Source organism: uncultured Aquimarina sp., assembly GCF_947492405.1.
Taxonomy (GTDB): Bacteria; Bacteroidota; Bacteroidia; order Flavobacteriales; family Flavobacteriaceae; genus Aquimarina.
In genome coordinates this window covers 578,987-602,687 of record NZ_CANLMP010000001.1, presented here as the reverse complement: position 1 = coordinate 602,687, position 23,701 = coordinate 578,987, and the positions used below count along the sequence as shown (strand labels likewise).

The 23,701-nt window shown below is 31.8% G+C and carries 20 protein-coding genes; 11 read left to right on the top strand and 9 right to left on the bottom strand.

All coding sequences use genetic code 11. From position 1 onward, the window contains the following. Positions 1-37: 37 nt before the first annotated feature. Both Q0829_RS02670 and Q0829_RS02665 read left to right on the top strand, forming a co-directional pair. Positions 38-955: a hypothetical protein gene (locus tag Q0829_RS02670; RefSeq protein WP_298539624.1), complete on the top strand. Its 918-nt coding sequence runs from the start codon at positions 38-40 to the stop codon at positions 953-955. After that, positions 948-1,892, top strand: coding sequence for a hypothetical protein (locus Q0829_RS02665; RefSeq protein ID WP_298539622.1), 945 nt, complete (start codon positions 948-950; stop codon positions 1,890-1,892). Before Q0829_RS02670 ends, Q0829_RS02665 begins: the two co-directional genes overlap by 8 nt. Before the next feature lie 61 nt (positions 1,893-1,953). Here the strand turns inward: Q0829_RS02665 and Q0829_RS02660 are convergent, their stop codons facing one another. Both Q0829_RS02660 and Q0829_RS02655 read right to left on the bottom strand, forming a co-directional pair. Continuing rightward, positions 1,954-2,823: an anti-sigma factor gene (locus tag Q0829_RS02660; RefSeq protein WP_298539619.1), complete on the bottom strand. Its 870-nt coding sequence runs from the start codon at positions 2,821-2,823 to the stop codon at positions 1,954-1,956. Between the two features lie 106 nt (positions 2,824-2,929). Next, positions 2,930-4,465: an NAD(P)H-hydrate dehydratase gene (locus Q0829_RS02655; protein WP_298539617.1), complete on the bottom strand. Its 1,536-nt coding sequence runs from the start codon at positions 4,463-4,465 to the stop codon at positions 2,930-2,932. A 402-nt stretch (positions 4,466-4,867) separates the two neighbouring features. Here Q0829_RS02655 and thrA point away from each other — a divergent pair, with 402 nt between their 5' ends. Genes thrA through thrC form a run of 4 tightly spaced genes read left to right on the top strand, consistent with a single transcriptional unit; the run spans position 4,868 to position 9,926 of the window. Next, a complete protein-coding gene (gene thrA / locus Q0829_RS02650) occupies positions 4,868-7,312 on the top strand; it encodes a bifunctional aspartate kinase/homoserine dehydrogenase I (RefSeq protein ID WP_298539615.1) in 2,445 nt (814 codons plus the stop codon). Between the two features lie 15 nt (positions 7,313-7,327). Then, positions 7,328-8,251, top strand: a complete 924-nt coding sequence (locus Q0829_RS02645) for a homoserine kinase (RefSeq protein ID WP_298539612.1) — start codon at positions 7,328-7,330, stop codon at positions 8,249-8,251. Between the two features lies 1 nt (position 8,252). Beyond that, the gene (locus Q0829_RS02640) at positions 8,253-8,621 is read left to right on the top strand and encodes a RidA family protein (RefSeq protein ID WP_298319360.1); all 369 of its coding nucleotides are present in this window, start codon (positions 8,253-8,255) and stop codon (positions 8,619-8,621) included. A 15-nt stretch (positions 8,622-8,636) separates the two neighbouring features. Continuing rightward, positions 8,637-9,926 (top strand): threonine synthase, encoded by a 1,290-nt coding sequence (gene thrC, locus Q0829_RS02635; protein ID WP_298539610.1) that lies wholly within the window; start codon positions 8,637-8,639, stop codon positions 9,924-9,926. A gap of 34 nt (positions 9,927-9,960) precedes the next feature. Here the strand turns inward: thrC and Q0829_RS02630 are convergent, their stop codons facing one another. Next, a complete protein-coding gene (locus Q0829_RS02630; protein WP_298539608.1) occupies positions 9,961-10,845 on the bottom strand; it encodes a M28 family peptidase in 885 nt (294 codons plus the stop codon). Positions 10,846-10,957: 112 nt separating this feature from the next. Between Q0829_RS02630 and Q0829_RS02625 the strand changes: the two genes are divergently transcribed. From Q0829_RS02625 to Q0829_RS02605, 5 genes are all read left to right on the top strand, one after another. Then, positions 10,958-11,548 carry a hypothetical protein gene (locus Q0829_RS02625; protein ID WP_298539605.1) on the top strand — a complete coding sequence of 197 codons (591 nt, stop codon included), beginning with the start codon at positions 10,958-10,960 and terminating at the stop codon, positions 11,546-11,548. Between the two features lie 98 nt (positions 11,549-11,646). Next, positions 11,647-12,678 (top strand): glutathione synthase, encoded by a 1,032-nt coding sequence (gene gshB / locus Q0829_RS02620; RefSeq protein WP_298539602.1) that lies wholly within the window; start codon positions 11,647-11,649, stop codon positions 12,676-12,678. Then, complete coding sequence (locus Q0829_RS02615; protein ID WP_298539599.1) at positions 12,671-13,507, top strand: N-formylglutamate amidohydrolase; 837 nt, start codon at positions 12,671-12,673, stop codon at positions 13,505-13,507. Before gshB ends, Q0829_RS02615 begins: the two co-directional genes overlap by 8 nt. Positions 13,508-13,557: 50 nt before the next feature. Further along, complete coding sequence (locus Q0829_RS02610) at positions 13,558-14,715, top strand: flavohemoglobin expression-modulating QEGLA motif protein (protein WP_298539596.1); 1,158 nt, start codon at positions 13,558-13,560, stop codon at positions 14,713-14,715. Positions 14,716-14,770: 55 nt separating this feature from the next. Next, positions 14,771-15,712, top strand: coding sequence for a DUF547 domain-containing protein (locus Q0829_RS02605; protein WP_298539593.1), 942 nt, complete (start codon positions 14,771-14,773; stop codon positions 15,710-15,712). 93 nt (positions 15,713-15,805) lie between these two features. Here the strand turns inward: Q0829_RS02605 and Q0829_RS02600 are convergent, their stop codons facing one another. The 6 genes from Q0829_RS02600 to sthA form a co-directional block, all read right to left on the bottom strand. Then, complete coding sequence (locus Q0829_RS02600) at positions 15,806-17,278, bottom strand: M12 family metallopeptidase (protein WP_298539590.1); 1,473 nt, start codon at positions 17,276-17,278, stop codon at positions 15,806-15,808. 208 nt (positions 17,279-17,486) lie between these two features. Beyond that, positions 17,487-17,729 carry a hypothetical protein gene (locus Q0829_RS02595; protein WP_298539588.1) on the bottom strand — a complete coding sequence of 81 codons (243 nt, stop codon included), beginning with the start codon at positions 17,727-17,729 and terminating at the stop codon, positions 17,487-17,489. 212 nt (positions 17,730-17,941) lie between these two features. After that, positions 17,942-18,685 (bottom strand): response regulator transcription factor, encoded by a 744-nt coding sequence (locus Q0829_RS02590; RefSeq protein WP_298539586.1) that lies wholly within the window; start codon positions 18,683-18,685, stop codon positions 17,942-17,944. A 6-nt stretch (positions 18,686-18,691) separates the two neighbouring features. Further along, positions 18,692-20,824 carry a histidine kinase dimerization/phosphoacceptor domain -containing protein gene (locus Q0829_RS02585; RefSeq protein WP_298539583.1) on the bottom strand — a complete coding sequence of 711 codons (2,133 nt, stop codon included), beginning with the start codon at positions 20,822-20,824 and terminating at the stop codon, positions 18,692-18,694. Positions 20,825-21,061: 237 nt separating this feature from the next. After that, complete coding sequence (locus Q0829_RS02580) at positions 21,062-22,183, bottom strand: metallophosphoesterase (RefSeq protein WP_298539581.1); 1,122 nt, start codon at positions 22,181-22,183, stop codon at positions 21,062-21,064. Positions 22,184-22,267: 84 nt separating this feature from the next. Further along, on the bottom strand, positions 22,268-23,695 hold the full coding sequence (gene sthA, locus Q0829_RS02575; RefSeq protein ID WP_298539578.1) for a Si-specific NAD(P)(+) transhydrogenase: 1,428 nt from the start codon (positions 23,693-23,695) through the stop codon (positions 22,268-22,270). Between the last annotated feature and the right edge of the window lie 6 nt (positions 23,696-23,701).

The following is a 23,701-nucleotide window of genomic DNA, read 5'->3' as shown; positions in this document are numbered from 1 at the left end:
GTATATAAATAGCTTAAGAAAAAAAATTACTTGTATTGTGTTCTTGAGTTGTTCTCTTCTATACTCACAACGATTTAGTGCTGATGGTGGTATTATGTTAAAAACGGAAATCACTTTAGGTAACCAAAATCAATGGTTAAAATTAGGTGTTTTTGGTTTTGGCACTCTTAATTATGGAGATATTTCTTTAGAAAGCGGAGTATCGTTTGCTTCTTATCAATTTCTAAAGCGACATACGGTAAAAACTAATGGATTAGGGTATTCATATGATTTTTTTGCATTAGCTGGACTTGGTAAAAACAGTAACTTATTGGGATCCTCTTTATCAAAAATGAACACTTCTATTATATTTAACCAAAAAGGCAAAGGAGGGTTTAATGGATTAGGCTTTGGGTTTAGTAAAGATTACCTTCCTAAATCATTAAAATCTTATGGACTAAAACGTGGAGCTTTATTAATGCGCTTTAGTAATGCTAATCATAACATTCATTTAGTTTTTCAGAACGATTTTAGCATCGGTTTGTTCAGTGGTGCAGGTACAGATTATGGAGTTACTGGTTCGTTAGATATAGGTTTTACAGCAATTACTAATCCACAAACGGTGTATAAATTGGGAATTGGAATTGACTTATTTACTGCTAGACCAGATTATAGTCGGTCTCCAAGAAATTCAATTAACTCCGATGATGGACGTAAAAACGTATGGTTTACATTACCTCCATTTAAAGAGCTTTTTTATGGTAATTTATATGCATATAGCACCTATCAAGAAAATGATGTTTCTATACATTCTAATGTAGGTATTAATAGTCAAAAAGCTGGTGCATACATACAGAATATACTACATGATGGATTAGGACTAAACCCTAGATTTCCTTGGCTTGTAGAAACTAAAGATGAAATCTATATAGAAGTAAGTGGAAGTACATTTTTTAAAGCCATTACAGATGATTAAAAGATGGTTAGTATATTGCATGTGTTTACTATTACTTTGTAGTAGTTGTAATACTTATACAACTTTTTATAGTAAAACTCACGTAGAAATTAATTCAGAAAAGTTCTCAAAAATTCATCGTTTAGACCTTAGTAATCAAAACCTTAATGAATTACCTAAGTCTATAACCAAGTTAAAAGACCTAAGAATGATTAATCTAAGTAATAACATGAACTTAGATATTGATAGTAGCCTTCGTAAGTTGGCTATTCATCAAAACTTAGAAGTTTTAATTTTAGATAGTCTAGACATTAAAACAATCCCTGAATCAATTAAACTATTTCCAAATCTAAAGCAGATTTCATTAATAAATAATCCAGGCTTTAATCTCTCTCAAATATTACAACAGATTTCTGAACTGCCTATTGAGTTTTTAAATCTAAAAAACAATAAGCTCACCAAGCTACCAGAGAATATAAAGGCTCTAAAGAATCTGAGAGACCTTAATTTGTCATATAACACAATCAAGGATGAAGAAAGTTATTCCTATTTAGGGGAATTACCCAAGTTATATTCTTTGTGGATTGATCACAATAAATTAAAAGAACTTCCTAATAGTACAGGCGAACTCAGTCAAATTAGGTTTTTATACATTGATCATAACGAATTGAAAGAGTTACCAGATCAATTTACCGAAATGAGAAAAGTATGGGTAATACATGCTGGATATAATCTTTTTTCAGAGCTTCCTCCAGAATTCACTAAAATGAAAGCGTTACTTATGGTTCATATAAACAATAATCAAATTCAGCACATCCCAAAGGTTTATGAAACGGACAAGTATGCATTAGCAGGATTAATTTTAGATAATAATCCTCTTCCCGAAACAGAAATACAAAGAGCTAAAAAGATTTTTAATGGATTTTTCTTACTATCTTTTAAACAAGAGCTCTATTAATAAAAAAACTCTCGAAAATTTCGAGAGTTTTTTTATTAATCATTTCATCTTAAAATAAGTTCTAATTTGGTCTTGTTGCTCTACCAGAAGGCACTCCCGTATCAGAAATCATTGTTACAGGATTTGCAGGACCTGTAGTTATTCCTGCAGTTGCGCTTAGCGGTTCAATAAAGAAAGGAGCAGGATCTCTATCTTCAAAAGGTTCTACTGTAATAAATACTCTTTTGCTCGTTACAGCAGCAGGAAATGTAATACCAGTTAAAGGAATTTGACTAGGAATAATAAGGAAATCTTCACCCGGAAAATTAGGTACTGTTCCACCAGAACCTCTAAAGAAATTAGCGTCATCAAGTGCATCCACGTCAGAAAATGTGCCTGTAGAAACAGTTACATTACCAAAATCAACCCAACCTTCATATTTCCAACCACTTGCTAATGGAGGAAGTGTTAATCCCGCAGAAGTTCCATTCATAAACCAAACACCAAACTCATCATTATCTGCTACATCATCCGTTGGTGTAGCAAGAAAGAATTGTCCGGCCGTACTAGAAAGATCTGCAACAACTGGTGCAAAATTAAGTGTTGCCGAATTAGATCCATTAAAATTACCCGTCAATATTTTAGCACTAGAAGGTACATTATCAGTATCACCTACTGGTTCTACAGTAAGAACAAATTCTGTGGCATCTGCAAGATCCGAGGCTAACACCGTAAGATTAACTGTTCCTGTAGGGTTTGTAAATTTACTTGTCGGTACTGCTTGTCCATCAACAATTAACCATCCTTGATATGTGGATCCTCCAGTTAAATTTTCTAAACCTATAGTTTCTAAAGCCAAGTTAGCAACTGGTGGTCCATCATCACTAGAACAGGAAACACCTAATAATCCCAAGGCAATTGTTGCAATCGCCATCATTTTTTTTGTCATCATTTTTTGCTTTTTAATTTATGAGATAAAATTATAAAAATCATCCATATGCATAACTATAAAAAGTAAACAAAATTGTACGCGAAAACCACTATTTTTTTAAGCAGAATCAGGCTTGAGGTTGCTGCTGCTCTGGTTTTTTGAACAATTCTATATATGATTTTCCTATATTAGAAACAATATCACTAGCTAGTAATCCCTGATAACCAGTTTCGTGAATTGCCAAATCACCTGAACTACCATGTAGATATACTCCAAAAACTGCTGCCTGTAATGGATCATATTCTTGAGAAATTAATCCAGTGATGATTCCTGTTAAGACATCGCCACTTCCTGCTGTTGCCATTCCTGGATTTCCAGAAGTATTCACATATATATCATCTTGATAAATAATTAAAGAATTCGCTCCTTTTACGACAACGATACAATCATGCTTTTTAGAAAACTTCTTTACCATATCAATTTTATCAAAATCATCTTTCCAAGCACCAATTAAACGCTTTAGTTCTCCTGGATGAGGAGTTAATACAGTATTTTTAGGTAAGTATTTTAACAATTCTGGTTCTTTAGCTAATATATTAATGCCATCAGCATCTATAACTAATTTAGTCTTGTTTTGATTCAAAAATTCACCAAAGGCTTCCACTGTTTTTTCATGAGTTCCAAGTCCAATACCTATTCCAATTACTGATGGATTGAAATCAACCGAAATATTAGAAATAAAATCATCTTGATCATCAGTAACTACCATAGCTTCGGGAACTGAAGTCTGTAGAATATCATATCCACATTCAGGAATATAAGTTGTTGTTAGACCAGCTCCAATTCGTAATGCTGATTTTGTAGCCAATACTACACTACCTATTTTTCCATAACTACCTCCAATAATTAAACAATGTCCATAATCTCCTTTATGAGCAAATTTGTGTCTCGGTCTATACAAAGAAAGTACTTCATTCTTGCTAATCAATTCCGCAAAACCAGGTGTCTGCGCAATAAAATCTCTATTCAAACCAATATCAATAACTTCGAGATCCTGAGAATATTGACCTGTTTCTGGCAAGAAAAATATCAATTTTGGTAATTGAAAAGTAACTGTTGTAGATGCATAAATAACTCCTTCGGGATCATCGGGAGCCTTATCTGCATATAAACCAGACGGTACATCAATGGATAATGTAAAACATCTGGAGGCATTAATATGTTTAATTAAATTAATTACCCAGGATACTAAAGGTCTATTTAATCCTATCCCAAAAATAGCATCGATCACCATATCCTGCTGTTTAATATCAGGTAAGTCTTCTTCAGATTTTAATTGTATAGGCCATTCTACTCCAATAGCTTTAAGGCGATCATAATTAGCCAAAAAATCCTCAGATCTCTTATCACTAAAGTTAACAATGTATGTTTTTACATGATATCCATGTTCAACTAACAATCGAGAAATGACAAGTCCATCTCCCCCATTGTTTCCAATACCGCAAAATACGTGGATTGGTATTGGCGCACCTTGTAATCGTTGATGCAATACATTGAATATTTGAGTAGCAGCTCTTTCCATCAATTCTAAAGAAGTGATTTTTTGAGATTGAATGGTAACTTCGTCTGCTTTTCGCATTTGAGTAGCGGAAAATATCTTCACAAGTTTAATTTTTAGTAATCATTTGATAATACGTTTTCAAAATACAACAACCCTTTTAGATTTATTTTTTTAAGAATGCTTTAACGAATCAACTCATAAATTAAAGGATCAATAAAAGTTTATGATTAGTAACGTTTTTATTTTGTTCAAAAGTAAAAAATTATACATTTGAACTTAAATATAAAGCAAACTAATGTTTAGTACGGTTTCAATCTCGGTTTTACTTTTCGCGTTAGAAACAACAGCGGCTTTCGCTTACACTTCTTTTACACGTACTACAACTACAATTATTACCCTTAGGGGTTAATCATTTATATATCACAAAAATTTAGTAAGTAGTTATTTTATGTAAAGAAACTACCGAAAAGCTATATCAAATACATCATTCTAAAAAAATATCATATGAACGTTCTAAAATTTGGAGGTTCTTCAGTTGCAAATGCAGCAACCATAGAAAAAGTTATAGAAATCATCGAAAAGCAGTCTAACAATAAATCGCTTTACGTGGTTGTTTCTGCTCTGGGTGGAGTAACGGATCTTTTAATACAAGCAGGAAAAGAAGCTTCTTCTAATAGCGAAAAATATAAAAACACCCTTGTTACTATAGAAAACAGACATCTGGAAGCCATAAAAGAATTAATTCCGGTGGTTTCTCAAAGTTCTATAATTAGTAAAGTAAAATCTGAATTAAATAAACTAGAATCCCTATGCGAAGGAGTATGTCTCTTAAGCGAGTTATCACCTAAAACAGAATCTGTAATCGCTAGTTTTGGTGAAATGTTATCTTCTTTCATAATCGCAGAAGCAGCAAAAGTAAAAGGCTTGGATATTGTCCTTAAAGATTCTAGAGATTACATCATTACTACAGATGCTGCAAAAGTAACTATTGATTATGAGGAGACTAATTTTAGAATCAAAAGATATGCACAGGATAATACGCATCAGATTAGTCTGTTTCCTGGTTTTGTAGCCAAAACATCAGAAGGAGAACCTACTACTTTAGGTAGAGGGGGTTCGGATTTTACTGCAGCAATTTTAGCTTCTGCCGTACAAGCTGATAAATTACAGATTTGGACAGATGTTAGTGGTATGTATACAGCAAACCCAAAATTGGTAAAACAAGCTAAGCCTGTTTCACATATTTCATATCAGGAAGCTATGGAATTGTCTCATTTTGGAGCCAAAGTTATCTACCCTCCCACTATTCATCCAATATTAGACAAAAACATTCCAATTGTAATAAAAAACACGTTCCAACCAGAAGATGCAGGAACATTAATTACAAGAGAAGTAACCAATAGACAAAAACCTGTTACTGGAATTAGTCATATTGATAATATCTCTGTAATATCATTAGAAGGAAGTGGAATGGTTGGTATTCCAGGGTTTTCTAAACGATTATTTGAAGCACTATTTTTAGAAAATATCAATGTTATTCTGATTACTCAAGCATCTTCTGAACACTCTATCTGTTTGGCAGTAGATGCAATAGATGCAGAAAGAGCTAAATTAGTTTTGGATACAGCATTCGAATTTGAAATTACCAAACATAAAGTAGATCCAGTAAAAATTGAAAACGAAGCAGCCATTGTAGCACTAGTTGGTGACAATATGTATCATCACCAAGGGTTAAGTGGAAAAATGTTTAGTACACTTGGTAAAAACAATGTAAATATCCGAGCAATTGCTCAAGGAGCTTCAGAAAAAAACATTTCTGTTGTTATTGAGAAAAAAGATATTAAAAAAGCATTAAATATATTACACGAACGCTTTTTTGAGGTAAAAACAAAACAATTAAACTTATTTGTAACGGGTGTTGGAAATGTTGGTAGTAAATTACTCTCCCAACTAGAACAACAAAAGAGTTATTTAAAAGATAAATTACGCCTTAAAATACGTGTAGTTGGAATTTCTAATTCCAGAACTATGATTTTTGATGAACAGGGTATTAAATTAGATTCTTGGAAAGACGGGTTAAGTGAAGGAGAAAAAGCGGATTCTGAAAAGTTTTTCAATACTGCTAAAGAAATGAATATTAGGAACTCTATATTTGTTGATAACACAGCTAACCCAGATATAGCAAAGGTTTACAAACATTATTTAGCAGAAAGCATGGCTGTGGTTACTTGCAATAAGATTGCTTGTGCAGATGAATATGTAAATTACTTAGAATTACAGGAACTTTCTAGAAAGTTCAGCGCTTCTTTTCTTTATGAAACAAATGTAGGAGCGGGATTACCAATCATTGATACACTAAACAATCTAATTGCTTCTGGAGATAATGTTCATAAAATCCAGGCAGTACTGTCCGGTAGTCTTAATTTTGTATTCAATAACTATAAAGAAGGAGTCAATTTTTATGATGTGGTTAAACAAGCACAAGAAGAAGGTTATACAGAACCAGATCCTAAGATAGATCTTAGTGGTGTAGACGTTGCCCGAAAGATTTTGATTTTAGCTCGTGAAAGTGGCAATATTATGGAATTAGAAGATATTGAAAAAGAAGCTTTTCTACCACAGCAAAGTCTTGATAATGATAATGTTGGTGATTTCTTCGAATCGCTGAAAGTCAATGAAGCTCATTTTGCACAAATTCTTGATGAAGCAAACAAAAAAGACTGTCGACTAAAATATGTCGCTCAATACGAAAATGGAAAAGCTAAAGTAGGGTTACAACATATTCCTGCAGATCATCCTTTTTATAACCTGGAAGGAAGTGATAATATCGTTCTTTTTTATACCGATCGATATCCTAAACAACCGCTAATCGTAAAAGGTGCTGGTGCTGGTGCAGAAGTAACTGCTTCAGGTATATTTGCAGATATCATTAGAATTGGTAAAAAGTAAAACTCAAAATTTAAAATGAAACATATAAAGATCTTTGCCCCTGCCACTGTAGCCAATCTTTCTTGTGGCTTTGATGTGCTTGGATGTTGTTTGGATACTGTGGGAGATGAAATGATTATTTCATTGACTTCAGAATCAGGAGTTAAAATTACTAAAATTGAGGGAGCAGATTTACCATTAGATACCAGGAAAAATGTAGCTGGTGTAGCTGTTGAAGCTTTGTTAGAAAATTATGATAAAGAAGTAGGTGTTGATATCGAAATTTATAAAAAAATTAAAGCTGGTAGTGGTATCGGAAGCAGTGCAGCAAGCAGTGCTGGTGCTGTTTGGGCTGTAAATCATCTATTAGACAACCCTTTTTCTCTTCATAAATTAGTTGAGTTCGCTATGGAAGGAGAAAAACTAGCAAGTGGAAATGCGCATGCAGATAATGTAGCTCCTGCCCTATTAGGTGGATTTACTTTAGTGCGAAGTTATGATCCATTAGATGTGATCAAATTACACACTCCGGATGATTTAGTTATGACCGTTATCCATCCACAAATTGAAGTAAAAACTTCGGATGCTCGATCTGTAATCAAACAAAATGTGACATTGAAACAAGCAATTCATCAATGGGGAAATGTTGGAGGATTGGTATCCGGGCTCTTTACAGAGGATTATGATCTTATTGGTCGTAGTTTAGAAGATGTTATTGTAGAACCTATGCGCTCTATTCTGATTCCTGAATTTAAAAATGTGAAAAACGCTGCTATTGCCCAAGGTGCTTTAGGGTGTGGAATTTCAGGATCTGGACCTTCAATTTTTGCATTGAGTAAAGGCATGGAGACAGCAAAAAACGTAGCAGAAGCAATTAGAAAAGTATATACTAAGACTGGGCTTGATTTTGATATTCACGTTTCTAAAATCAATAGTAAAGGAATAAAAATAATTGATTAATATGAAGGAAATTAAAAAAATAGCAACCGGTTCTCCTTGGGAAGATATTGTAGGATATTCGAGAGCTATAAAAATTGGTAGTACTATCGAAGTTTCCGGTACTACGGCTCCTGGAGCTAATGAATATGAACAAACTGTAGCTATTATTGAATCTGTAAAAAAAGTTTTAAATCAACTAGATGCTGATCTTAGTCATGTGATTCGTACCAGAATATATTGCACAGATATCTCAAAATGGGAAGAAATTGGTAAAGCTCACGGAGAATACTTTAAGGAAATAAAACCAGTAACCGCAATGGTAGAAGTTTCAAAATTAATAGATCCAAATATCCTGGTAGAAATAGAGTTTTCTGCTATAGTTCCAAAATAATAAATCAGAATACAAATGCAATACTATAGCTTACATAATAAAGCTCCTAAAGTTTCTTTTTCTGAAGCTGTCATCAAAGGTTTAGCTCCAGATAAAGGATTATATTTCCCAGAAAGTATAACTCCTCTTCCACAATCTTTCTTTGATAACATAGAAAATCTGGACAATGTAGAAATTGGTTTTCAGACGATTAAACAATTTGTCGGTGATGAGATTCCTGGGACTGAGTTAAGAGATATTCTTAGGGATGTATTAAGTTTTGATTTTCCTGTTATTGATATTACGGAAAATATTGGAACTCTAGAGCTTTTTCATGGACCTACAATGGCTTTTAAAGATGTTGGGGCTCGGTTTATGGCTCGATGTTTAGGTTATTTCAATCGAAACAATGATGATAAAGTTACTGTGCTTGTTGCTACTTCTGGAGATACTGGAGGTGCTGTCGCACAAGGCTTTTTAGGGGTAAGAGGTGTAGATGTTGTAATTCTATATCCTTCCGGAAAAGTTAGCGATATTCAGGAACGACAGCTTACCACACTAGGTCAAAACATTACTGCTCTAGAAATAGATGGCGTGTTCGATGATTGTCAGGATATGGTAAAAAAGGCTTTCCTAGATGAAAGTATTACGGATCATATGCAATTAACATCAGCTAACTCAATTAATATTGCCAGGTGGTTACCCCAATTATTTTATTTTGTTTTTGCTTATAAACAACTAAAAAGCAAAGGAAAAGAAATAGTTTTTTCAGTTCCTAGTGGTAATTTCGGTAATATTTGTGCTGGTATTGTAGCACAAAAATTAGGGCTGCCAGTAAAACATTTTGTAGCGGCTACTAATGTGAATGATACTGTTGTTCGATATATGAAAACATCGAATTATGATCCAAAACCGTCGAAAGCTACTATATCGAATGCTATGGATGTTGGTAATCCTAGTAATTTTATTAGAATTCAACAATTGTTTAATAATAAATTTGAATCTTTAAAGAATAATTTTTCTGCCTACAGTTTTGATGACGCTACTACCAGAGATGCTATGAAGGAAGTGTATAGTCAAAATAAATATATTACAGATCCTCACGGAGCCGTTGGATATTTAGGATTAAAAGAGTATGACCTAAAGGATAATGAATATGGTGTTTTTCTAGAAACTGCTCATCCGGTTAAGTTTTTGGATATTGTGGAAGAAACATTAGATACCAAAATCGCAATACCCCCACAAATTCAAAAAGTACTGAATAAACAAAAGGTAAGTATTAAAACAAATGATTATAAAAAATTAAAGGAGTTCTTATTGAAATAGAAGAACTCCTTTTTAAAAATGAATTTATACTATTTTATTTGGAAAGTGATTTCATCACTTTATAAACAATATCCGATGTTGAAGCTAAATATTTGAAGTTTACTGTTGTGTACTTATCCGCAGCTTGATGAACATATGGTGAATTATCTCCATTCATTAATTCTGCTGTAATGGTGATAGTTTCATATCCTAATGTAGAGAAAACCCTCGTTTCCGGAGTTGAAACTCTTCTCTTAAATACCGGAACGCCAGATTCCAAGCGATACGCAGATTCTAAACTAATATTAGAAGCCAACAACTCTATCGCTCTATCTTCATCATTATCCCATCCTACGTAATCCACTCTGTGCATAGAGTTTATGTTATATTTATCATCCTGTAATTTTTTAACAAACATTCTACAACCAATCATATTAGTTTCTTGTTGATCAAAAAATACAATCATAAAATTAATACTTCTATTCGCTAATTTGGTTAATTTCTCAGCAACATAAATAGTTAAGGCTATTCCGGTTGCATTATGAACCGCTCCAGGGCTACCTTCGGCTGTATCATAGTGAGCACCTAACACGATAAACTCATCACTTCCGTTAGTTGCAGGAATCTCTGCATAAACATTTGCTCCACTGTATTGATTTCCTTTTTTATCCTGTACGTTGTACGTATTACGTTTAGGTTTAAGACCCATTTCTTTGAGGGAATTAAATAAGTAATCTGCTGTGGTTTTACGTTCAGACTTACTGGCGCGACTTGACAACTTTTTTTTCCCTTTAATTGGGACATGTCCAGTAAGTTTGCCAACAATATCTTTCTGTACATTAATTATCTCAGCCTCAGTTTCATCATCTAACGATTGAGCCATTGAAATCTGAATGCAAAAAATAAAGAGTAGTAATGTTTTAAACTTATATAATTTCATTTTTAAATTTTTGTATTCGTATTTTTTCCTTCTTTCTTTTCACAAATTTATAAAAAACAATAAATAGTTTTACAATTAGTATTTTTAATGCTTAAAATAATTATTTTTCAATATGACTTTTTCAAAAACCATACCGTTTTTTATTATCATCTTACTGGTATGTATACATTGTAAAAAAGAAGATCCATCAATCAATCTTCTATCTGCTCCTGATAATTGGAGAAAAGAAACGATAAAATTTCCCTTATCATTCGCTCCATCTTTAAGTTATAAAGGTACTGAATATGTTCGATTTGCTCCAGGATGGGGTAAACAAGATTCTAAGGAATATTTTTCTTATGCTTTTCTTTGGTATCTTGATCAAGAGCCAAAATTGTCAACTACCACTTTAGAATCAGAATTAGAAATCTATTTTGACGGTTTAATAAAGGCTGTTTCGGAACCAAATTCTTCATCTTTAAATCATATTCCAAAAGCCAAAGCTTTTTTCGAAAAGATTGACGATCAATCCTACGCTGGTAAAGTATTAACCTATGATCCATTTACCACTAAAAAAGAAGTAAATCTTAATATAATAGTTACCTATATACCTTGTGAAAAAATTGATAAAGATTTAGTTGTTTTCAGAATCTCTCCACAACAAATTGATCATCCTGTATGGGAGAAATTAAATGAAGTAAAGCCTAACATAGACTGTAAGTAAGATTTTTATTTAGATAAAATTATTGCAAGTTTTACCTATTTTTTTAAGTATCGAAACACAAAATTTATTATTTTTCTTTTCTAAAACACATATTGCTCATGAACGCTTGTTTTCTTATGTACCCTTGGGAGGATATCGATCCAGAGAACGATACTAGTCTAACACTAATTCACGAATTTGCCAAACGAGGACATGGGGTTGCATTAGCAACACCTTCAAACCTTACCATCAGAGATAGTGTAACCTATTCTTTTTGTAAAGTTATTAATCGTCAGGAGAAAGTTTCTTCTTCTATGAAATCATTTTATATGAAGACAACGTTTAGAGATGAGATGTTACCTTTAGCAGGGTTTGATGTCATTGTTTTACGCAGTAATCCGCCACTAGACATGATTATGCTTAATTTTCTGGATTCCATTAAAGATGATGTTTTTATTATGAATGATATTGATGGAATCAGAAGATCAAACAATAAACTCTACACGGCAGCATTTGATGATATTGATACGCATTTCATTCCAAGAACACATGTTACTAAAAATAAAGATTATCTGATCAAAATGATCAAAGAATCTAGTAATGATAAAATGATTCTTAAACCTCTTAATGGTTTTGGTGGGTCTGGTGTTATTTTAATTGAAAAAAGAGCAATGACTAGCATCCGTTCTCTATTAGATTTTTATATTGATAATAAAGATGGGACTACTAATTATGTTATCCTTCAGGATTATATAGAAGGAGCTGATCAAGGTGATGTTCGTATTCTTATTTTAAATGGAAAACCGATTGGTGCTATGCGTCGAGTTCCAGGAGAGGATGATCATAGATCTAATGTTACTGCAGGTGGTTCTGTAGTTAAACATTCGTTGACAAAACAAGAAAAAGAATTATGTCGTTTAATAGGTCCTAAGCTTGTTAAAGATGGATTGTATTTTGTGGGTATTGACGTTATAAACGGTATGCTGGTAGAAGTAAATGTGATGAGTCCTGGCGGAATTACTTATATCAATAAAAAGTATAAAATACGATTACAAGAAAAAGTCGTCGATTTCATTGAAGATAAGGTCGTACAAAGAGTTAACAGGTTTGATAGAAAAGCCAAACTTAGAAAAACCGTGGATGATGCTTAAGCTTTCTGTTAAAGATATGCTGGCTAAAATACAGGCTGAACAGCCTTTTGATGCTGTTGCCGAGGACTACTCTTTTACACTTAAGATAGATTCTTATTCTCATTATATTTGTGCCGCCGTTCACGATGGACATCAATTTAGAAAAGAACTTTGGGATAACTGTCTGCATACAGAATATGAGCGATGGTATGAAGAAGACCCAGCGACAAAACAGATGGTGCGAAGTCATCCTATCGTGATTGCTGGTTGTGATTCAAGATTTGAATATGATCTTAATAGAGATCCGGAAAATGCAATTTATGAAGATGCCTGGGGAAAACAATTATGGAAAAAACCTTTAAAACCAGATACAAAAGAGCGTTCATTACAAAAACATTATAATTTTTATAGTATTGTCAATGCATTAGTTTCTAAAATAGAATCGAAATATGGTGCTGCCATTGTATATGATATGCATTCCTATAACTGGAGGCGTTGGGATCGCGAAGTACCGGTTGTGAATCTTGGTACTTCTAATATTGACAATGAACGTTTTGATTTATTTGCAACTTCTTGGAGTAATTCATTATCCGAAATTAAACTACCAAATGATATAAAAACTACTGCGGCTATTAACGATACTTTTCAAGGAAATGGTTATTTTCTAAAATATATTACCAAAAATTTTCGCAATACCCTAGTCCTTGCGACTGAATTCTCTAAAATTTATTGTCATGAACTAGAGTATGTGATGTATCCAGAAGTTGTGTATAGGATTGAGCAAGAACTAATATTGAGAATACCAGAACATGCCAAGTCATTTTATCATCGCTTTATTGATGTAAAGTAGTGTTTCTGAAATGTTAATCTATTATTTTTGTATCCAATTAAAAAAACAATATGATCGAAGGTGTTGTAGATACATACTCAGATTTATTCGAAATTGATCAAAATCTTGATAGACTTGTTAAGAACATTGAACTTCTTAATTACTTAAATCCACTGAATATTGAGCAGGAAAAAAAGAGTTTTTTTGCTTGTAAATATCGTTTTAATCCAAAATTTAACTATCGGAAAATAAAATTCGAACCTTATAAATTACAACGATTATTTTTTAGTCAACGGTTAGAGCGAATTGAAGATGAAGAAATCAGAAAATTATATCAAGATATCATTTACGAATACTCTGGATTGATTCAGTGTATCGAAACGATTGGTAGTGGTAAGAACTTTTATTACAATTCCTTAAAAGTTTTCGGTACTCCAAAAGAAAGAGATGTAGAAAATGCCCGATTTATTCTTCATTTTGAAGACGAAAACCCAAAAGAAGAATTTACAAAAAAACACACAGCTACGGATGCTGAAGCGTATTTTAGAAATTTCGCAGAGCGCTATGATTTTGACTTTACAATCAAAAAATCAACCAATATATCTGCGGCCGCTATGGTTCTGAATGCTTCAGAAACACTTGTTTTAAAAAAGAATAATAAGTTTAGTGATAATGACTTAATGGTACTTGCTAACCATGAGATTGGTGTGCATATGGTTACTACTTTTAATGGAAAAAGTCAACCTCTGAAAATTTTTTCTAATGGCTTTGTTAATAACACAGAAACTCAGGAAGGGCTTGCTGTATTTAGTGAATATATGTCAGGCTGTTTAACGCTAAAACGAATGAAGGAATTAGCTTATCGTGTTATTGCAGCAGATAGTCTGATTAAAGGATATGATTTTAAGGATACTTTTGATTTATTATATAGCCAGTATAAACTGGATAAAGAAACGGCTTGGCAAATAACGCTAAGAGTACATCGTGGTGGTGGTTTTACTAAAGATTACCTCTATCTAACGGGACTTAAAAAAATCTATGACTATTATTATTCTAATCAAGATATGAATACATTGTTAACTGGTAAGGTAACCTTGGAAAATAAAAACGTTATTGATCGATTACAACAATTAGGATTATCCAAAAAGAGTGTTCATATGACAGACTCTTTTGCAAAAAATATGAATACAAATAAAAAGTTGGATTTTATTCTCAGCAACTTAAAATAGTTTTAGGCAGCTTTCTAAAAAAAGACAATTCTATTATCACTTAAAATAATATATAATGCAAAAGGTATTCTTACTATTATTAATGTTAATTTATATATCGGGTTGTACTTCTGAAAAAAAGGATAAGAAAACAAAAATTCAAACCGAAAATAAAGTTGTTATAAAAGACACTATTAATAAATCTCAAATAGAAGATACAATTATCAATACGGAAGTGATTGAAAATAAAAAAGCTGAAGATTCTATTTTAGATTCGACAACAAGAAAAAAAGTTGAGAAAGAAATCAAAGATAAAACACCTGTAAAAGAAGAAACAACAGAAACGATTGTACCAACGGTAATAAAAAAAATTAGACCTGATCATTCCGGTTGGAATCTATTGACTAAAAAACATGTTTCTGCATCTGGAAAAGTAAATTATAATGGTTTTAAATCAGATATTTCTAAAGTAGAGTTTTACCTAAAACAATTAGAGCAAACTTCACCTCAAAAAGATTGGACTAAAAACGAAAAACTATCATATTGGTTTAACCTCTATAACGCTTCGACCATTCATTTGGTTGCCACTGCCTATCCTCTAAAGAGTATTAAGGATATTAATAATGGAAAACCTTGGGATAAGAAATTTATAAAATCTGGACATAGGACATACTCCTTAAATGAAATAGAAAATACCATTGTTCGTCCAAATTTTAATGAACCAAGATTACACGTGGCTTTTAATTGTGCAGCAGTATCCTGTCCTAAGTTGTTAAATGAAGCCTTCACTCCTACTAAACTTAATAATCAATTAGATAAATTATCTAAAACCTGGATCAATGATTCTACTAAAAATAAGATTACTGAAAATACTATAGAAATCAGTAAAATATTTGAATGGTATAATGTAGATTTTAAGAAAGGTATTATTACTTTTATTAATAAATATTCAGACACGAAAACCAATGAATCTTCAGAAATTCAGTATTTAGAATATAACTGGGATCTTAATGATTAATATATGAAGTATCCTGTAACGTAAACAATCCTTTCAGGTTATTTTATAACTACCTAAAAGGATTGTTTTTATATGGTTATTTACTATTCTAAATTATGGTATTAGTAAATAAGGGTTATTAATAGAAGGTGCTATGTTTTGATCTACTAATACCTGATAAAAAATCATAGCTGCCTCAGCCCTCGTTACAGGTGATTGAGCTCTAAACTTATCCTTATCTGGATAATTCGTAACATATCTATTTGCAATAGCATGTTTCACTTTTTCTATCGCCCAACTTGAAATTGAACTTTGATCTGAAAACAAACGTAAATGATTATTATTTCCTCCTGAGAGCCTCTTTCCAGATGCGATTGCAACTACTAATTGTTCTTTTGTAAGTCTTCCATTAGGATTAAATAAAGTATTAGAAATTCCACTCATATAACCTCCTCTATAAGTTTTAGAGATAGCATCATAAGCCCAATGTCTATTAGGACTAGCTGGCACGTCTGCAAAATTTCTTGCATCACGTATTGGTTCTGGGTTAATAACTTTTGCAACCAACGCTGCAAATTGAGCTCTATTTAATATTCCATCTGGATCAAAACTTGTACCGTTACCAACAATATAACCATTCTGCCACATAAATTTAATTTCATTAAACGCCCAATGATCGCATGAAACATCATTTGGAAGGTTACCACTAGTATTACAATTATTTCCGCCTGAATACATAGCTTTTACAGTGTTTATATCTCCTTGTGATAATACACCAGTAGCATAACCTGATGTAAATGGTTGTCCATTAGTCTTTTTAACATTATAATCTCCTCTATATTCAGTAGAAGGATACAACATTACACTATTAAAATCAAGACTAGGAGTGTGATAATCTAAAATTGGATTGGCAGTGAATTTTTCATAAGCACTATCGTTTATATAATCACTATGTATAATTATATAATCATCTCTATCGACTCTTTGTTGTTCATGCAGTAGTCCAAGTGTGTGACCTAGCTCATGTAAGTACACTCCTTGATGTGCTTGATCGGATATTTTAAATTTTTTAGGAAAAGGTGAATTGTACCCTACGACAGAACTATTACTACTGCCCCACAATATTTCAATATATTCTCTACGTGGAGTTGATGAATCTACTTCTACAAAACTCACTCCTGTTGCTGTTGTCCAGGTGCTCATAGCATCCTCCAACATCTTCTTCATATCATAATTTTTAAATGGATGTGGTCTAACTTTAGCATCTTCGTCTTTAAATTGTTGAGAAATCATATATTTTACAACACCATTAGGCCATAGTCCTACACCTGCGGAACTATAGGATTTATTATCATTTTCCTGGTCAGGAGTAACAATCATATCTCCACCAATCATGTATTGACCATCCGTTAATTCTTCTGCTCGTATCATGGCTCCCAAGTATTTTATTAATGATGTTTCCTTGGAACTCTCTATACCTGTTTCTTTGTAATTTTCAGTAGAAATATCTTCCTTTTCACAGGAAACAAATAACATTACCGAAAAAATAAAACTTACTACTGTAAATGTTTTTGAATAAAACCTCATAACTTATTGTAATTTAAATATTTGGATTTTTATTATTTAGCGGTGCAAATGTAGGTGTGATCTAAAGTGAAAGCTTTCTGAAAATTGATACCATTTTACAAAAATTGACATTAACTTTTATTAACATAAAATATCCCTTTTAAATAGATTACAAAAAAAACAGCCTTTTTATCAAAAGGCTGTTTTCATAACGGTTAAAAGTACATTATTAACAATTATTACTATAAACGCTTTGCCAGAATCTAATTTGCGATTGAATATTATACATTTCAGGAGAACTTGGAGATAAATTAGATGCGAGAAGAAATAATCTATCTAATCTGTTTACTAGGGATAAACAATATGCATTATTTTGCCTAATCGCTCCTCCATCAATATGAATACATTCTTCTTTAGTAAGTTTTCTTGCATTTATCATTACTAGTGTTGTGTTTCTGAGTTTGTTTTTCATAATATATTATTTAATGATTAAAATCTGCATCGTATAAATTAGGTTTATCATATTACAAAAATTGTTCTTTATTCTTTTGTAAAATTAGGGAAGAATCGTAATTAACGCTTTCTTAAAAATGTGTAATCTTTATAAAAATTGATTTTAAGTATTAGATTAACCATAAATAAAGATGTATATCCTATAAAAATTAAATTGATTAATATAATAATTCATCTTTTCTTATAAGTTCGTCTATAATTTTCTGCATTCATACCTACATTTTTTTGAAAAGTTACACTAAAATTAGAATGACTTTGGAAACCCAGATCATAAGCAATAGTGGAAATTGGCAGATCAGTTTCTGTAAGGAGTGATTTTGCTTTACTGATCTTTTGTGCTAGTATGTATTGGTAAGGAGTAGATCCTATATAGGTTTTAAAATTTCTAATAAAATGGTGATGTTGCCAATCTGTCATTTCGGCTAGTTCCTTTACTACCAGTTTTTTATCCAAATTATTAGCAATATAATCTGTAACTTTTCTAAGCTTAAAAGGAACATCACTTACCGGGGTTTCAGAGTTACGAACTGGATCCAATTTTCTATGCTTATGATTGGAAAAAGCTATTTCTATAGTAGAAATAATGGTTTCTGGTTTAAATGGTTTTATAATATATCCCATAGGTCTAGTTTTCTTAACCTCATCAAGTGTCAGTCTATCTGACAAAGAAGTAATAAAAATATATGGTATAGTATCTTTTTTTAATAGATAATTGGCTACATAAGTACCTTGCTTCTCTCCTCTTAAATTGATGTCTATAAGTACCATGTCTGGAGATAATAATTCTATCTGCTCCAGAGCTTCATCAACAGTGATACAAGTTGCTACTGGATTCCAATTATTATTTTTAAGAATACGAGCCAGATCAGCAGCTATGATTAACTCATCTTCAACAATTAGTATTTTTTTAGACATAATTGGTTATGCTTTTAAGGGTTCGAATAAAATTTTAATCGACGTTCCATTATTTTGACTTACAATCATTTCCCCGTTTACTTGTCTAACTAATAATTCTACTAGCTTAAGACCATATGATGATGATTCTTTATTTGTGTCTTTTTTCGAAATCCCAATACCATCATCTTCTATAAGAATGGCTATTTTTTCTAATTCCTTATATACCTTAATTGCTAATACTCCTGTTTTCTTTCCACCAAACGCATACTTAAATGAATTGTGAACCAATTCATTAACAATAATCCCCAAAGGTATCGCTGTATCAATATGAAAATAGAATTCTTCTGCATCAATACTGTATTTTATTTTTTGATCATTAAAGTCAAAAGAATCATACCCCGCTTTCACTAACTTTAATAAGTATTTATGAAAATCTATTTGTTCTATCTTATCGTTAGAATAAAGAATCTGATGCACCAGAGCCATGGACGTAATCCTGCTTTGACTTCTTGCCACAAAAGCTTCTATTTTTTTATCATTAAGCCTATCTGCTTGTAAATTTAAGATACTTGTAACCAATTGTAAATTGTTCTTTACTCTATGATGTACCTCTTTTAGTAATACTTCTTTTTCTCCTAGTGCCTTCTGTAATTGAGCACTTTTATCTATTAGAATCTGATTCTTCTCCTCTATTTCTTCATTCTTAATCGATAATAATTTATTATTACGTTTCTTCACTCTATATTGAAAAAATATGCTTCCAATAGCAATGACTGACATTGCCAAAATTGCCCATAAAATATAGTTTTGATATCTCTGACGTGTAATTTGTAATTCTTTAATTTTATTTTCACTATTCAGGGAAGTAATTTCTTTTTCTTTTTCCGAAGTTTCGAATTTAACTTGTAATTCTTTAATTTCATCTCTGCTTTTCGCCTTTTCTAAACTATCTAATATTTTTATTGATTTTTTGTGATTTATTAAAGAAGATAGATAATCCCCTCTAATTGAGTCTATTCTGGATAATAATTTGTAAAGACCTGGTTTCTCTTCGATAATCTTTTTCTCACTTGATAATACTAAAGCACTATCGATTATCATCTTAGATTTTTCATAATCTCCTTTATTAAGATAGTTCTTAGATAAACTCTGTAATGTGGCTATGTATCGTTTATCGTCCGAAACTTTTTCATATATTTTTAAAGCCGTTTTGTTGTACACAATAGCGGTAGGATAATCTTTTTTTTCAAGTACAGAAATAACACCTAAATTGTTATATATATCAGCTTTTATATAATCCAGATGTAATTTATTTGCGTATACTAAAGCTTTATTCAAAAATTTAGTTGCTTCTTTAGTTTTATTTAATTCTAGATAACAGCCGCCTAGATTATATAAATTGGTGCAAATAAGTCCTTCGTTTCCAATCTCTCTGCTATATTTAAGTGATTTCTTTACATAATCTATAACTTTTTCTTTTTCACTTGTGTGCCAAGAAAGGACAGCTATATTATTATATATATTAGCTAATGCAAAAACATCATTAAGCTTCTCATATATTTCTAAAGCTTTTACATAATGCTTGATTGCAGAATCAAAATCCCCTTTTTCTGCATTAAACATTCCCAAATTAGAATAAAAACTAGCTATTGATTCTTGATCATTTAATTTAGGCAAAATCAATTTTGCTTTATCAAAATAATAAGTTGCAGAATCGTGTTTTCTTAATACTACTGAATACGCAGCTATATCAGTATAACAATCAAAAATAAAATTTTCATCTTCTAATTCATTTGCTAGATTTAATCTTTTAATGTTCATTTTTTTTATGCTATCCATCGCATATTTCTGAACAAAAAATAAATGTTTCTGTGTTAATACCTCATAAATTTTTCTGATGTTAGGAACTCCACGTTTTAATTTAGATAAAGATTTATCAATATAAATATTTGCAGAATCATTTTGGAGTTTATTATAGGAATCTGTTAAACTTATAAATATTGATAAACTATCAATCTGTTTAGATTTCAAAAGAGTTTTTAGACTATCAATACGTTCTCTTACCGTTTTACCCTGTTGACCATATGCAGTACTATGAAAAAAAAGCACTAGTAAAATTATTACCAATAGTTTTAAAAAAAGTGGCTTTCTATCCATAGAAATTAGAGATGATCTTGTATTATAATACTAGTTTAAAATACAATAAAAATATAAGATCTACAGGTTTATTAATATCTAATAATGTCATGCTGTTTATCTCAATTTAAAAACAAATCTAATCAGAACATTAAAATCTTATTTTATGAAAAGTGACTTGATTTTACAAAAATTGACTTTTTCAATACCTAACATAAAATGATTTCAATCGAAATCAAGAGCTTTTAAAGCTTTTTACTAGTTATAATGATAAGGATTACCATTCTTGGACCAGCTTAGTATTGTACTATCTTTTACTTTCATAAGATTAGCTGGTACATCCTGATAGTAAGGATTACCTTTATCAAACCCTCTGGAGATAAATTGAACTTTTCCACTACTCATAATATTGATCATACTATAGCCAAAAAAGGCTGCTTTTCCGTCACTTCCGCCATTTCCTGCTATAATCTGATAGGTACCTGTTCCATTTGGTTGCATACGTTGATAATCGTGAACATGAGCGGATAACATTGCTACAACACCATTTTTTTGAAGTTCCGTCCAAAGCACTGGACCTTCAGGAAATCCTTTATGCCCAGTTTCTGGTTTACCGTCTACATAATATGGTTTATGACCTAGTACAAAAATATGATCTATATCGGGATTCTGTTTGTATTGCGTAATCTGATCAATAATCCATTGTGTAGGTATTAAGCCTTCAAAACCATAAAGTTGCCCCTTTGTTGGCGGGTTATAAGTATCTGTATTCATAACTACAAATCCTATATTATTACGTTCAAAAGAAAAAGTCATCTGATTTATTAGACTATCTTTTCCGATAATTTGATTACGATCAGCTGGGATATAAGGTTTCATATATTTCATCCAAACAGGAGTTGAACCTATTAAAGGATATTCTTTATCATCTTTGGTATTATAAAACAACATTTCATGATTTCCTGGAACAGCAACGAGCTCTATTCCAGAATCACTAATAGTACTAAAAGCTTTATTCTCATATAATTCTACCCAAGCTTTCAGTTGCTTGTCTAAATTAATCGTATCTGATTCTGCAAGTACCAAATCACCCAAAAAGAAAAACAAAGACGGTTTCTGTTTTAGACTCGTTACATCATCAAATATTCTTTTTAATACCGAAAGATTAGCGGTAGAGGCGTTCGTAGCATTATCATTATGCCAATCTCCATATTGGACTCTATTGCAACCTACAAAAGAAAAACTGAATAATACAGAATCTTTGACTACTTCAATATTTTCATCAGTGATTATTTTTCTATTATTTTGCTTATTACAACTACTGAAAGTAATAATAACAGTTAGTAATGCTGTAACAACGAAGATTTTAGTGTTAATCATCTTATTAAGGTTTTAAGTAGCATAAAACTAATAAGATTAGATGGTTTATTTACACGTAAAAACACGTGAATTCTTGTAATAAAACTATATCACTTCTCCGGCAGTCTTTACCTTTTTACCCGCTATATTGCCTAAACCATCATAACTGGCGTATTTGTATAAGTCGTGTAATGTAGGATAATTAAACACTGTAGAAATAAGGTGATCCAATGTTTTGTTCTCTTGTACTAATTGCATCCCAAAGTGGATCAATTCTGTGGCAAAATGTCCCATAATGTGAACACCTTTTATGACTTTAGATTTTTTATCAAAAATTAATTTTAAATATCCATTATCATTATCTCCCATAATTTTTCCTCTGGCAGTATCCCTAAAATAGCTATATCCTACTCCATAATCAATATTACTAGCTTTAGCTTGCTCTTCTGTAATACCAACCATTGAGACTTCAGGAACTGTATAAATACCATATGGAAAAACATCAGCCATAGATTCTAAATCTGCAGTATCAAACATATTGGTCACTGCCAGGCGTCCTTGTTCCATACTGGTACTAGCTAAAGCAGGAAAACCAATTACATCGCCAACAGCATAAATATTAGGAATATTGGTTTGAAACTTATCATTTACTAGGACAGTTTCTCGTTTTCCTGTTTCTAATCCAATGCCTTCACAATTCAATCCTTTAATATTACCACTTCTCCCCGCGGCAAATAAGAACATTTCTACATTGAGGTATTCTCCTGACCTTAATTTTAATCTTAATGGTTGCATTTCATCATCAGAAATCTCGAATTCTACAACAGAATTATTAAATAAGATTTTGATTTCGTTTTTCCGCATCTGTTCTACAAGGGCTTCCGATATTTCTGAATCCAGAAAGCCTAATATCTTATCGTGATCATTGACAATAAAAGTCTTAACCCCCATGGCTCCAAAAATAGTAGCATATTCACAACCGATAACTCCAGCTCCTAATACACAAATAGATTTTGGAAAACGTTTGATATTCAAAATAGAATCAGAATCTAGTACTCGTTTGTCATCAAATGGAATATTTTCTGGATGATAAGGGTAGGAACCTGTAGCTATCAGGATAAATTTCCCTTCGATAATTTGCTCTAGTTCGCCGGATATTTTGATATGTGTAGCATCTATAAAACTAGCAAAACCTTCAAAAACCTCTATTCCGTGTTTCTTAAGATTATGTGCCACCGTTTTATGCATATGATTGGTCACAATATTTTTACGATATAAAAAATCATGTACTCCAGTTTCTCTTCCTATTTGTTTATCTACACCAAATATTCCTTTCTGATATATTCCTGATAGATATAAAGCAGTTTCTTTTAGTGTTTTGGATGGTAATGTACCTGTCTGTACTCCTGCTCCACCATATCTACGTTCTTTTTCTATGATAGCTACTTTATAACCAAAATATGCCGCTTTTGCTGCTGCTTTTTCACCGGCAGGACCTGAGCCAATGACAATTAGATCAAATTTCTTTTTCATTTATTA